A 12,325-nucleotide genomic window follows, 5' to 3' on the forward strand; every position below is an offset into this window, starting at 1 on the left:
TCGTGCAACATTTGCGCACCGCGCAATCCCCGGGGCCTGGTACTGGCCAAAAAGAGGGCAAGGCGCAGCTGTATTTTTGAAACTTCAACTTCCAATGGGTCCTAAAACGACATGGCAATCCCGGACGCCCTGAATCAGCAGCGAGCCTCTAGTCGCCTGCTGCAACCGACCGTCAAATCGCATCTGGCCTACACGCTGTTGTGTGCCCTGGTCATGATGGTCATGTTCAGCCTGCTGCGCGTCGCGCTGCTGGTCTACAACCGCTCGATGATCCTCGATACACCGGCTTCGACCTTCCTCGAGGCCTTCGCCAACGGTCTGCGTTTCGACCTGCGCCTGGTGGTCTATCTCAGTATTCCGTTGCTGCTGGCATTGTTCAGTGCCCGGGCCATGGCCGCACGCGGGCTGTTCCGTCTCTGGCTGACAGTCGTCTCCAGCATTGCGCTGTTCCTGGGCCTGATGGAGATGGACTTCTATCGTGAGTTCCACCAGCGCCTCAACGGCCTGGTCTTCCAGTACGTCAAGGAAGATCCGAAAACCGTGATGAGCATGCTCTGGTACGGTTTCCCCGTGGTCCGCTACCTGCTGGCATGGGCCGTGGGCACCTGGATCCTGAGCCTGGCGTTCAAGGGCGCCGACCGTGCGACCCGCCCTCGTGGCCCGTTCAGTGGCGGCAGCATCGGCACTCGCCAGGTTGCGCCGTGGTATGCACGCATTGGCGTGTTCGTGGTTTGCCTGCTGATCTGCGTCGTCGCGGCCCGTGGCACCTTGCGTCAAGGCCCGCCGATGCGCTGGGGTGATGTCTACACCACAGATTCCAACTTCGCCAACCAGTTGGGTCTCAACGGTACTCTTTCTCTGGTCGCCGCCGCCAAGAGCCGGATGTCCGAGGATCGCGACAATATCTGGAAGGCGACCCTGCCTCAGCCACAAGCCCAGCAAGTGGTGCGTGACATGCTGGTGGTACCAGCCGACAAACTGGTGGATGCCGATACTGCAGCGGTACGTCGCGATTACACCCCGCCGGCCGACAAGACCCTGCCGATCAAGAACGTTGTTGTGATCCTGATGGAAAGCATGGCCGGTCACTCGGTGGGAGCGCTGGGCGGGCCGGGCAACATCACGCCGTACCTCGACAAACTGTCAAAGGAAGGCTTGCTGTTCGACCGTTTCTTCTCCAACGGCACCCATACCCACCAGGGTATGTTCGCCACCATGGCCTGCTTCCCGAACCTGCCGGGCTTCGAATACCTGATGCAGACCCCGGAAGGCAGCCACAAGCTGTCTGGTCTGCCGCAGTTGCTCAGTGCCCGTGACTTCGACGACGTGTATGTCTACAACGGCGATTTCGCCTGGGACAACCAGTCGGGTTTCTTCAGCAACCAGGGCATGACCAACTTCATCGGTCGTAACGATTTTGTGAACCCGGTGTTCTCTGATCCGACCTGGGGCGTGTCCGACCAGGACATGTTCGACCGTGGCCTGGTCGAGCTCAAGGCACGGGAAAACGGCAAACCGTTCTATGCCTTGCTGCAAACCCTGTCCAACCACACGCCTTACGCCTTGCCGACGCCATTGCCGGTCGAGCGCGTAACCGATCGTGGCAACCTGAACGAACACCTGACCGCCATGCGTTACTCGGACTGGGCACTGGGCCAGTTCTTTGAAAAGGCCCGCAAGGAGCCGTACTTCAAGGAAACCCTGTTTGTCATCGTCGGTGACCACGGTTTTGGTAACGAACAGCAGATCACCGAGATGGACCTGGGTCGCTTCAACGTGCCGATGCTGATGATCGCGCCGGGCATCCAGGAAAAGTTCGGTCAGCGTGACCACACCGTGGGCACCCAGATCGACATCGTGCCGACCATCATGGGCCGCATCGGTGGTGAAGTGCGCCATCAGTGCTGGGGACGCGACCTGCTCGACCTGCCGGAGGGCGATGCGGGAATTGGTGTGATCAAGCCGTCGGGCAGCGAGCAGACCACGGCCATCCTCACCGCCGACCAGATTCTGGTCCTGCCGAAGGACAAGGACATGGCGCCTAAGTTGTATCAGTATGAATTGGGTGCCAAGCCTCGCGCCGAAATCATTGCTGATGCGCCGCGTACCGCCGAGTTGAAACTCAAGCTCGAAGCGTTCCTGCAAACAGCGACCAAGAGCTTGCTGGACAACACTGCAGGTGTCGTTGACGGCAAGCCGGACTAAGTTGTGACGCAATAGAAAAGAGGCCCTTCGAGGGCCTCTTTTTTTTGGTTCATCACGTAATTCCGGGAAACTGTAGGTGCCAGCTTGCTGGCGATGACGGCCACTTTTGGTTCCGCCTTTACGACGGGTCACTTGAAAAAGCGGAACGCCGCCCGACCCCAATCAACCAAGGGCTCTTGCCCCTGACGTTCGGCCTCTCGACCTAACGCTCGACCTCGTTGTTTGGTGGTGCACGCGTTTCCCTGTAGGAGCTGCCGAAGGCTGCGATCTTTTGATCTTGATCTTCAGCAATCTCCAGATCGCAAAAGCAAGATCAAAAGATCGCAGCCTCCGGCAGCTCCTACAGATAATTCGCTATCTGCGTTCCCCCGGGATTCCGTGAAGAACCAAAAAAAAAGGGGCGGTTTGACCCGCCCACATTTTTTCCCTATTCCCTGTGTTCCTTTTCATCATCCTGATGAATCGCGTCCTGCGATTTCCATATCCCTCATCCTTGAAGGACGTGTCTGTCCGTCGACACAACCTCAATACTAGAGTGTTCCCCTGCGGGATCAATCGCTCCTTGGCGCGAAACCCAGCTGTCACACGTCATTAATAATAAAAAATAGCTATATAAATCAAAAAGATAAAAAAGAAAGTCGTTCAACATGGACGATTGCCAGGGTGTAAAAATAACGAACACTTACGCAAGTGTAAGCCTGGGCTTACAGCACGAAACCAAAATCCCGAGGGGATTCGATCTCTTAGTCAGGCAATAAAAAACCCCGAGCCAGTCGGGGTTTTTCATGCCATCGCAGTGAGCGCCTTATTGGAACAGCGACTCACTCGACAGACCATTTTTTTCCAGGATCTCGCGCAGTCGCTTCAAGCCTTCCACCTGAATCTGCCGGACCCGCTCACGGGTCAGGCCGATTTCCAGGCCGACGTCTTCAAGGGTGCTGCTTTCATGACCGCGCAGGCCGAAGCGGCGTACAACCACTTCGCGTTGCTTGTCGGTCAGTTCCGAGAGCCATTGATCGATGCTCTGGGACAGGTCGTCGTCCTGCAACAGTTCGCATGGATCGGTCGGGCGGTCGTCAGTCAGGGTGTCGAGCAGGGTTTTATCCGAATCCGGACCCAGCGAGACGTCGACGGAGGAAACCCGCTCGTTAAGGCCGAGCATACGCTTGACCTCTCCCACCGGTTTTTCCAGCAGGTTGGCGATTTCTTCGGGTGAGGGTTCATGGTCGAGTTTTTGCGTCAGTTCCCGCGCAGCCCGCAGGTACACATTCAGCTCTTTGACCACATGGATCGGCAGCCGGATGGTCCGGGTCTGATTCATGATTGCGCGTTCGATGGTCTGGCGAATCCACCAGGTCGCGTAGGTCGAGAAGCGGAAGCCGCGTTCCGGATCGAACTTCTCCACCGCCCGGATCAAGCCGAGGTTGCCCTCTTCGATCAGGTCCAGCAGCGACAGCCCACGATTGACATAGCGTCGGGCGATTTTCACCACCAGTCGCAGGTTGCTTTCAATCATGCGCTTGCGCCCGGCCGGATCGCCACTTTGCGACAGGCGCGCAAAATGAACTTCTTCTTCGGGTGATAGCAGGGGAGAGAAACCAATTTCATTGAGATACAGCTGCGTAGCATCGAGTGCCCGCGTGTAGTCAATGTACTTGTGTTGTTTCAACGATGCGGAGTGTTTGGATTTGGCACGAACGGAAGGTGGAGCCGCCCCTTCATCATTCGACATCGAATCCGTATCGATGCTGCCCTCCATCAGGAGAACCTCATCGTCGATGTCAAACTCCGGCACTTCTTTACTGAGAGCCATTGTTATAGTCCTTTGGTGAGTTCGACCTCAAGCTCAAGCGGCGCCTTTCTCCCTGGCAACGCTGGAGCCTGTCCCCTCTACGCGACGGAACAGGCTGGTAAGCGATCAACGACGTGGCAGGAATTGCAGCGGATCTACAGGTTTACCCTGGCGGCGAATCTCAAAATGCAGTTTCACCCGGTCTGTACCCGTTGACCCCATTTCGGCAATTGTCTGTCCGACCTTGACCTGCTGCCCCTCCCGAACCAACAGCCTGCGGTTATGTCCGTAGGCACTGACGTAGGTTTCACTGTGCTTGATGATCACTAATTCGCCGTAGCCCCTTAAGCCACTCCCGGCGTATACCACCGTCCCATCAGACGCAGCTAAAACAGGCTGTCCCAAATCTCCGGCGATATCAATTCCTTTATTCAAACTACCGTTTGAAGAGAATTTTCCAATCAGAATGCCATTAGATGGCCATCCCCAGCCGGTCGGGGCTGGCCCCGGAGGAGGCAACGGAGCGGGGGCAGGCTTGCTCGCGACGGACGGTACAACCGTCGTTGTGCTGGTGGTCGTACCGTTTGCCGAACGACGGATGACCGTGGTTTTACTCGACGACGAAGGCGTTGAACTGGACGAACTGACCACCGCCGTCGACGTTGAACCGGTACGACCATCAAAGCGAATCGTCTGACCCGGATGGATGGTGTAGGGCGCTGGAATATTGTTTCGGGCCGCAAGGGCCTTGTAGTCCCAGCCGTAACGGAAGGCAATGGAAAACAGGGTGTCCTTGGGACGCACCACGTATTGCCCGGTGGTCACGGCCGGACGCTGAGCCGCGGCATTGTTGCGATCCACGACACGAACATCGCTGGATTTGTTGCTGGAACAACCGACCAGCAATGTACTCAAGACAAGGCCAGTCACCAGGCGCTGAAAGCTCGTTTTACTCATACGCTGCGCAATGACTGTGAGACTCACCCGCCGCTCCCTCTGTGGTGGCTGAAAATGTGAAATACCGGAGTCCGGCATGAACTGTCGCAAGTATAACGGGCCGTGCACGCTTTACCTTTAATGTGGCGAATCGCTGTCGCGCACACGTTTGCTGCCTGAAGATGAATCCCGTTGAAGCAATCGATGCCGCTGTAAGACAAAGGCAATCGAAGAGAATTCAGCGCGCCGAAACAAATGCTCAGGCCAATGGCCCATTGAGCAATGGCACGAAGCGCACAGCCCCCAGAACATGCCTGGAAAAACCTTGTTCCTCGCGGATGATCAGCATCAATTGCTGGACTTCGCCGGCCCCGACCGGGATCACCATTCGGCCTCCCGGTGCCAACTGGTCAAGCAATGCCTGGGGCACGTCGGTCGCCACGGCGGTGACGATAATCCCGTTGTACGGCGCCAGTGCCGGCCAGCCTTCCCAACCATCGCCCCAGCGGAACACCACGTTGCGCAGGTTCAGTTCGACCAGACGTTCCTTTGCCCGATCCTGCAGAACCTTGATGCGCTCGACCGAGAACACTCGCTCGACCAGTTGCGACAGCACCGCCGTCTGATAACCCGACCCGGTGCCGATTTCCAGCACCTTGTCGAGGGGACCGGCCTCCAGCAGCAGCTCGCTCATGCGCGCCACCATATAAGGCTGGGAGATGGTCTGGTTGTTGCCAATCGGCAGCGCGGTGTCTTCATAGGCACGGTGCGCCAGCGCTTCGTCGACGAACAGGTGACGCGGAGTCCGGCGAATGACCTCCAGTACCCTCGCGTTGGAGATGCCTTCTTCATACAGGCGCTGGATCAGCCGCTCCCGGGTTCGCTGGGAAGTCATGCCGATGCCGCGACGCAGCATATCGTCTTGTTCGCGACCCATCAGCGCAGCCCCTCCAGCCAGCCGTCCAGACTTCTGAAGGCATCATTGAAGGTGCGATCCAGCTGCAGCGGCGTGATCGACACATACCCCTGCATCACCGCATGGAAATCGGTCCCCGGACCACCGTCCTCGGCATCCCCGGCCGCGGCGATCCAGTAACCGGACTTGCCCCGCGGATCTACCACCTTCATCGGTGCTGCGGCTCGGGCGCGATGCCCCAGGCGAGTCAACTGGATACCGCGGATACGGTCCAGCGGCAAATTGGGAATGTTCACATTCAGTACCGTTCGCGGTGGCAGATCCAGCTCGGCATGGGCTTCAACCAGTTTGCGCGCGAAATGGGCAGCGGTGGGAAGGTTCTCTACCTGGCGTGAGACCAGCGAAAAGGCAAACGAAGGGTGTTTCAGGAATCGCCCCTCAAGGGCCGCCGCCACCGTGCCGGAATACAGGACATCGTCCCCCAGGTTCGCGCCCAGGTTGATACCGGAAACCACCATGTCCGCTTCGCGCTCCAGCAGGCCGTTGAGGCCCAGGTGCACACAATCGGTTGGCGTGCCGTTGAGGCTGATAAAGCCGTTGGCCAGGGTTTGCGGGTGCAACGGACGGTCGAGCGTCAGCGAACTGCTGGCGCCGCTCTTGTCCTGGTCCGGGGCGATAACCACGCACTCGGTATAATCCGCCAGCGCAGCATAAAGCGCGGCGAGACCGGGTGCTGTTACCCCATCGTCGTTAGAAATCAGAATACGCATGGGCTGTCCGTCTGCCCCACCGGCACCAGATCAACAAGCTCACGCACCAATACGGTGGCGAAGCATCCGGCCGGCAGGACGAATTCCAGTTGCAGAATGTCAGGCTCGGGATAATGCCACGTCAACCCGCCAATGGGCAGTCGCAGGATGCGACGTTCGTGGCTCATGCCGGCGTTGATCAGCCAATCACGCAAATCCGCTTCGCGTGCGGCGATGGCCTGCTCCAGTTCATGGACAACCCCCGTGGCCGGCGAGTCACCTTCGCCCCACTGCGGACCGGTCGGGTGCAGATCGAGAATCGCCAGGCGCGGGTCGCTGCACTCGGCTTCGCCTGCCGGAAAAAAGCTGCGGCTGTCGGTGAACGCCAGCAGATCGCCCACCTGGGCACGCTGCCAGGTGCCGTCGGCGACACGTGCGGCCAATACCTGGTTGAACAGAAAACTGCGCGCCGTGGAGAGCAGTCGAGAGCGCACGTTACGCTGCTCCGGCAAGGCCTTGCGCGCGGCCCAGGCGCGAGCATCGACGACGTTGCCGCCGTCATGGCCGAAACGCTGGGCGCCGAAATAATTGGGGATGCCTTGTTTGGCGATCAGTTGCAGGCGCTCTTCAAGCGCAGGCTTGTCACCGGCGAACTGCGTCAGGCGCAAGGTGAAGCCGTTGGCAGAGTGCGCTCCACGTTGCAGTTTGCGCTTGTGGCGGGCGGTCTTGAGGATCTTCAGCGTATCGTTTTCCGCGGCTGTCAGATCAGGGTCGGCCTTGCCCGGCAACTGCACGCTGAACCACTGGCGAGTCAACGCCTGACGGTCCTTGAGTCCGGCATAACTGACGGTACGCAAAGGCACGCCGGCCGCCTTGGCAATCCGTCGTGCCGCCTCTTCAGTATTCAAGCCGCGCTTTTCCACCCAGATCCACAGGTGCTCGCCTTCGCCACTCAGTGGAATGTCGAGGACTTCGTCGACCTGGAAATCTTCCGCGATCGCCTTCAGGACCGCCGTGCCGAGGGCCTCACCGTAAGCCCGCGGGCCGAGCAATTGCAGTTCGTTCATGCGCGCAGCAACAAGGCAACGGAGTGCACGGCAATGCCTTCTTCGCGACCGACAAAGCCGAGCTTTTCGGTGGTGGTAGCTTTCACGTTCACTTGATCCAACTCTACTTGAAGATCCGCGGCAATCAGCGCGCGCATCGATTCGATATGCGGGGCCATTTTCGGCGCCTGGGCGACGATGGTGTTGTCGACGTTGCCGACTTTCCAGCCCTTGGCATGGACCAGCGCGACGACGTGACGCAACAGCGCACGGCTGTCGGCGCCCTTGAATTGCGGGTCGGTATCCGGGAAATGCTTGCCGATGTCGCCCAGCGCTGCGGCGCCGAGCAAGGCATCGCTCAAGGCGTGCAACAGCACGTCACCGTCAGAGTGGGCGAGCAGCCCGAAGCTGTGTGCAATGCGCACGCCGCCCAGAGTGATGAAATCGCCTTCAGCGAAACGGTGCACATCATAGCCGTGGCCAATACGCATAAAAAAACGCCCCGATTTTTGTCAGGGCGTGATTCTACCTGCATTAGCCAACCAGAGCATGCGCGTGATGCCGCAAGTGCTCATCGATGAAACTGGCGATAAAGAAATAGCTGTGGTCATAGCCCGGTTGCAGGCGCAGCGTCAGCGGATGACCGGCCAGTTTGGTCGCCTGTTGCAAGGCTTCAGGCTTGAGCTGGGTGGCGAGAAAATCGTCGCGATCCCCCTGATCGACCAGCAGCGGCAGCTTTTCATCGGCCTCGGCAATCAACGCACAGGCATCCCATTCACGCCATTTCGAACGGTCCTCTCCCAGGTAGCGGGAGAAGGCTTTTTGCCCCCACGGGCAATCCATCGGATTGTTGATGGGCGAGAACGCCGATACCGAACGATAACGCCCCGGGTTGCGCAAAGCACAGACCAGCGCGCCGTGACCGCCCATGGAATGTCCGCTGATGCCGCGCTTGTCCGACGCCGGGAAATGGGATTCAACCAATGTCGGCAATTCCTGCACAACGTAGTCATGCATCCGATAGTGTCGCGACCAGGGTTCCTGGGTGGCATTCAGGTAAAACCCGGCACCGAGGCCGAAGTCCCAGGCGCCATCCGGATCGCCCGGCACATCAGGACCGCGAGGGCTGGTGTCCGGTGCGACGATGATCAGCCCCAACTCGGCGGCCATGCGCATGGCGCCGGCCTTCTGCATGAAGTTCTCGTCGGTGCAGGTCAGGCCGGACAACCAGTACAACACCGGCAGCTTGCCGCCCTGCTCCGCCTGCGGCGGCAGATAGACGGCGAACACCATGTCGCAGCCGAGCACGTCGGAGCGATGGCGATAGCGCTTGTGCCAGCCGCCAAAACTTTTCTGGCAGGAGATGTTTTCCAAACTCATGGGAATCCTCCCAGCTGCAAGCCACAAGCTTGAAGCTGCAAGTCGAGGCGCGCTCTCTTTCAGCTTATGGCTTGCGGCTTACCGCTGCTTCTTAGAAATGAATGACGGAGCGGATGCTTTTTCCTTCATGCATCAGGTCAAACGCTTTGTTGATATCTTCCAGGCCCATGGTGTGGGTGATGAAGGTATCGAGCGGAATCTCACCGCTCTCGGCCATTTCCACATAGCTTGGCAACTCGGTACGGCCACGCACACCGCCGAACGCCGAACCGCGCCAGACGCGGCCGGTGACCAGCTGGAACGGACGAGTGGAGATTTCCTGGCCGGCACCGGCAACACCGATGATGACCGACTCGCCCCAACCCTTGTGGCAGCACTCCAGTGCCGCGCGCATCAGCTGCACGTTGCCGATGCACTCGAAGGAAAAGTCGACGCCGCCGTCGGTCATGTCGACGATGACTTCCTGGATCGGACGATCGAAGTCTTTCGGGTTCACGCAATCGGTTGCACCCAGCTGTTTGGCGATCTCGAACTTCGCCGGGTTGATGTCGATGGCGATGATGCGGGCAGCCTTGGCTTTGACCGCGCCAATCACAGCCGACAGACCGATGCCGCCGAGGCCGAAAATGGCCACGGTATCACCCGGCTTCACCTTGGCGGTGTTGAGCACGGCGCCGATACCGGTAGTGACACCGCAGCCCAGCAGGCAGACTTTTTCCAGTGGCGCTTCCTTGGCGATTTTCGCAACGGAAATCTCCGGAAGTACGGTGTACTCGGAGAAGGTCGAAGTACCCATGTAGTGGAAAATCGTTTCGCCCTTGTAGGAAAAACGCGAAGTCCCGTCCGGCATCAAGCCTTTGCCCTGGGTCGCGCGAATCGCCTGGCAGAGGTTGGTCTTGCCCGACAGGCAGAATTTGCACTGGCGACATTCCGGGGTGTACAGCGGGATCACATGGTCGCCAACCGCCACGGAGGTCACACCCTCGCCGATGGCTTCAACGATCGCCCCGCCTTCGTGACCGAGGATCGACGGGAAGATGCCTTCCGGATCAGCGCCGGACAAGGTGTAGGCATCGGTATGGCAGACACCGGAGGCCACCACGCGCAGCAAGACTTCGCCGGCCTTGGGCATGGCGACATCGACTTCAACGATTTCGAGGGGTTTCTTGGCCTCGAAGGCAACGGCGGCGCGCGACTTGATCATGATGGCTCTCCAGTGAATAAAAACGAGACAGGGAGTGTAATCCATGGCTCAGCGATGAATAATCGACGTAAATGCAAAATATTATTGCCACACAGGGATAATCATCGATGTCCGAAAACCGCTGGGAAGGGATCGACGAGTTTGTCGCCGTTGCCGAGTGCAACCAGTTCACCGCTGCGGCGGAACGCCTGGGGGTTTCGTCCTCCCATATCAGTCGACAAATCGTACGCCTCGAAGAGCGCCTGCAAACCCGTTTGCTCTACCGCAGCACCCGCCGGGTCGCGCTGACCGAGGCCGGGCAAACGTTCCTGCAACATTGCCAACGCTTGCAGGACGGCCGCGAAGAGGCGCTGCGCGCGGTGGGCGACTTGACCAGCGAGCCCAAAGGCATGCTGCGCATGACGTGCGCCGTGGCTTACGGTGAACGCTTCATCGTGCCGCTGGTGACCCGTTTCATGGGACTGTATCCGCAGCTGCGCATCGATATCGAATTGACCAACCGGCAGCTCGACCTGGTACATGATGGTCTCGATCTGGCGATCCGTCTCGGGCGCTTGCAGGATTCACGGCTGGTTGCCACCCGCCTCGCGCCACGGCGCATGTTTCTCTGCGCATCCCCCTCCTACATTGAGCGCTACGGCCGGCCGCACAGCCTGTCGGAACTGAGCCGCCACAACTGCCTTATCGGCAGTTCGGATCTCTGGCAACTGGAGCAGAACGGGCGGGAATTTTCCCAGCGAGTCCAGGGAAATTGGCGCTGCAACAGTGGGCAAGCCGTACTGGACGCGGCGCTACAGGGCGTGGGGTTGTGTCAGTTGCCGGACTATTACGTGCTGGAGCATTTGAAGAGCGGCGCATTGATTTCGTTGCTGGAAGCGCATCAACCACCAAATACGGCGGTGTGGGCGTTGTATCCACAGCAGCGGCATTTGTCGCCGAAGGTGCGCAAGTTGGTGGATTTTTTGAAGGAAGGGTTGGCCGAGCGGCCGGAGTATCGGGTTTGAGATCAAAAGATCGCAGCCTGCGGCAGCTCCTACAGGGATCCGTACCAGATCTCTGTAGGAGCTGCCGCAGGCTGCGATCTTTTAGCGACGATTAGCCCAACGCTGCCTCAACCATTCAAGATCTTCGGGACGCGTCACCTTGAGGTTATCGGACCGCCCTTCGATCAGGCGTGGTGCCGAACCGGCCCACTCCATGGCCGAAGCTTCGTCGGTAATAACGGCATCCGCCACCAGGCTGTCCGCCAACGCCCGATGCAATGCCCCAAGGCGAAACATCTGCGGCGTGTAGGCCTGCCAGATCACACTGCGATCCACGGTTTCGACGACGCGACCGTGCTTGTCGACCCGTTTGAGCGTATCCCGTGCCGGAACCGCCAGCAGTCCGCCGACAGGGTCGTCAGCCAGTTCAGCCAGCAGCTTGTCCAGATCGTCGCGACTGAGGTTCGGCCGTGCGGCATCGTGAACCAATACCCAATCCTCATTGTCAGCGCCCTGCGCATGCAGGTGCAGCAAGGCATTGAGCACCGATCCGGAACGTTCGGAACCGCCCTCGACCCGGGCAATACGCGGATCACTGGCACACGCCAGGTTCGGCCAATAAGGATCGTCGACAGCAAGACTGACCACCAGCCCTTTCAGGCAAGGATGATCAAGGAAACAGCCGAGGCTGTGTTCGAGAATAGTGCGCCCGCCCAGTTGCAAGTATTGCTTGGGACGGTCCGCGGCCATACGGGCACCAACGCCCGCGGCAGGAATCACGGCCCAGAAGGCCGGTAACGTCTGGTTCATTGCGCCAGCTGGTAAAGGGTTTCACCATCCTTGACCATGCCCAGCTCATGGCGAGCCCGTTCTTCAACGGTCTCCATGCCCTTTTTCAACTCACTGACTTCGGCGTCCATTACCCGATTGCGCTCCAGCAATGTCTGGTTTTCAGCTTGCTGATCCGCGATCTGCTGCGTCAACTCGGCCACTTGCGCCAGACTGCCGTTTCCCACCCACAGGCGGTACTGCAGGCCAGCCAGCAACAAAAGCAGAATGAGGAACAACCAATTGGGACTGCGCATCGAATATCAGGTATCCAGTGAAAAAAGAC

Annotated in this window: 12 protein-coding genes; 2 read left to right on the forward strand and 10 right to left on the reverse strand. The window is 59.1% G+C overall.

Annotated elements, in window-relative coordinates; genetic code table 11:
• The first annotated feature begins 111 nt into the window (after positions 1-111).
• A complete protein-coding gene (locus AC3WJW_RS18040; protein WP_493726865.1) occupies positions 112-2,205 on the forward strand; it encodes an LTA synthase family protein in 2,094 nt (697 codons plus the stop codon).
• 805 nt (positions 2,206-3,010) lie between these two features.
• On the opposite strand, the gene rpoS is transcribed toward AC3WJW_RS18040, so the two are convergent.
• From rpoS to AC3WJW_RS18080, 8 genes are all read right to left on the reverse strand, one after another.
• On the reverse strand, positions 3,011-4,018 hold the full coding sequence (rpoS, locus tag AC3WJW_RS18045) for an RNA polymerase sigma factor RpoS (protein ID WP_493726866.1): 1,008 nt from the start codon (positions 4,016-4,018) through the stop codon (positions 3,011-3,013).
• A gap of 105 nt (positions 4,019-4,123) precedes the next feature.
• The gene (locus tag AC3WJW_RS18050; protein ID WP_218476637.1) at positions 4,124-4,981 is read right to left on the reverse strand and encodes a peptidoglycan DD-metalloendopeptidase family protein; all 858 of its coding nucleotides are present in this window, start codon (positions 4,979-4,981) and stop codon (positions 4,124-4,126) included.
• A gap of 211 nt (positions 4,982-5,192) precedes the next feature.
• Positions 5,193-5,828 (reverse strand): protein-L-isoaspartate(D-aspartate) O-methyltransferase, encoded by a 636-nt coding sequence (locus AC3WJW_RS18055; RefSeq protein ID WP_172435346.1) that lies wholly within the window; start codon positions 5,826-5,828, stop codon positions 5,193-5,195.
• A 41-nt stretch (positions 5,829-5,869) separates the two neighbouring features.
• Complete coding sequence (gene surE / locus AC3WJW_RS18060) at positions 5,870-6,619, reverse strand: 5'/3'-nucleotidase SurE (protein WP_258684425.1); 750 nt, start codon at positions 6,617-6,619, stop codon at positions 5,870-5,872.
• Complete coding sequence (gene truD, locus AC3WJW_RS18065; protein WP_493726867.1) at positions 6,607-7,665, reverse strand: tRNA pseudouridine(13) synthase TruD; 1,059 nt, start codon at positions 7,663-7,665, stop codon at positions 6,607-6,609. The genes surE and truD overlap by 13 nt, the downstream gene beginning before the upstream one ends.
• Positions 7,662-8,135, reverse strand: coding sequence for a 2-C-methyl-D-erythritol 2,4-cyclodiphosphate synthase (gene ispF, locus AC3WJW_RS18070; protein ID WP_007970721.1), 474 nt, complete (start codon positions 8,133-8,135; stop codon positions 7,662-7,664). The genes truD and ispF overlap by 4 nt, the downstream gene beginning before the upstream one ends.
• Positions 8,136-8,178: 43 nt before the next feature.
• Positions 8,179-9,030: an S-formylglutathione hydrolase gene (gene fghA, locus AC3WJW_RS18075; protein WP_493726956.1), complete on the reverse strand. Its 852-nt coding sequence runs from the start codon at positions 9,028-9,030 to the stop codon at positions 8,179-8,181.
• 85 nt (positions 9,031-9,115) lie between these two features.
• Positions 9,116-10,228: an S-(hydroxymethyl)glutathione dehydrogenase/class III alcohol dehydrogenase gene (locus tag AC3WJW_RS18080; protein ID WP_007970717.1), complete on the reverse strand. Its 1,113-nt coding sequence runs from the start codon at positions 10,226-10,228 to the stop codon at positions 9,116-9,118.
• A gap of 107 nt (positions 10,229-10,335) precedes the next feature.
• On the opposite strand from AC3WJW_RS18080, the gene AC3WJW_RS18085 reads away from it, so the two are divergent.
• On the forward strand, positions 10,336-11,232 hold the full coding sequence (locus tag AC3WJW_RS18085; RefSeq protein WP_458373321.1) for a LysR family transcriptional regulator: 897 nt from the start codon (positions 10,336-10,338) through the stop codon (positions 11,230-11,232).
• 81 nt (positions 11,233-11,313) lie between these two features.
• Here AC3WJW_RS18085 and ispD read toward each other — a convergent pair whose 3' ends face one another.
• A complete protein-coding gene (ispD, locus tag AC3WJW_RS18090) occupies positions 11,314-12,021 on the reverse strand; it encodes a 2-C-methyl-D-erythritol 4-phosphate cytidylyltransferase (RefSeq protein ID WP_493726868.1) in 708 nt (235 codons plus the stop codon).
• Positions 12,018-12,296, reverse strand: a complete 279-nt coding sequence (gene ftsB / locus AC3WJW_RS18095) for a cell division protein FtsB (protein WP_116582999.1) — start codon at positions 12,294-12,296, stop codon at positions 12,018-12,020. The genes ispD and ftsB overlap by 4 nt, the downstream gene beginning before the upstream one ends.
• Between the last annotated feature and the right edge of the window lie 29 nt (positions 12,297-12,325).

It is taken from the genome of Pseudomonas sp. GW821-FHT07G06 (assembly GCF_058986625.1).

What these genes read in the sequence shown, in the direction of transcription:
- AC3WJW_RS18040 (WP_493726865.1), top strand. Translation starts at nt 112, where the DNA reads ATGGCAATCCCGGACGCCCTGAATCAGCAGCGAGCCTCTAGTCGCCTG.
- rpoS (WP_493726866.1), bottom strand. Translation starts at nt 4,018, where the DNA reads ATGGCTCTCAGTAAAGAAGTGCCGGAGTTTGACATCGACGATGAGGTT.
- AC3WJW_RS18055 (WP_172435346.1), bottom strand. Translation starts at nt 5,828, where the DNA reads ATGACTTCCCAGCGAACCCGGGAGCGGCTGATCCAGCGCCTGTATGAA.
- surE (WP_258684425.1), bottom strand. Translation starts at nt 6,619, where the DNA reads ATGCGTATTCTGATTTCTAACGACGATGGGGTAACAGCACCCGGTCTC.
- truD (WP_493726867.1), bottom strand. Translation starts at nt 7,665, where the DNA reads ATGAACGAACTGCAATTGCTCGGCCCGCGGGCTTACGGTGAGGCCCTC.
- ispF (WP_007970721.1), bottom strand. Translation starts at nt 8,135, where the DNA reads ATGCGTATTGGCCACGGCTATGATGTGCACCGTTTCGCTGAAGGCGAT.
- AC3WJW_RS18080 (WP_007970717.1), bottom strand. Translation starts at nt 10,228, where the DNA reads ATGATCAAGTCGCGCGCCGCCGTTGCCTTCGAGGCCAAGAAACCCCTC.
- AC3WJW_RS18085 (WP_458373321.1), top strand. Translation starts at nt 10,336, where the DNA reads ATGTCCGAAAACCGCTGGGAAGGGATCGACGAGTTTGTCGCCGTTGCC.
- ispD (WP_493726868.1), bottom strand. Translation starts at nt 12,021, where the DNA reads ATGAACCAGACGTTACCGGCCTTCTGGGCCGTGATTCCTGCCGCGGGC.
- ftsB (WP_116582999.1), bottom strand. Translation starts at nt 12,296, where the DNA reads ATGCGCAGTCCCAATTGGTTGTTCCTCATTCTGCTTTTGTTGCTGGCT.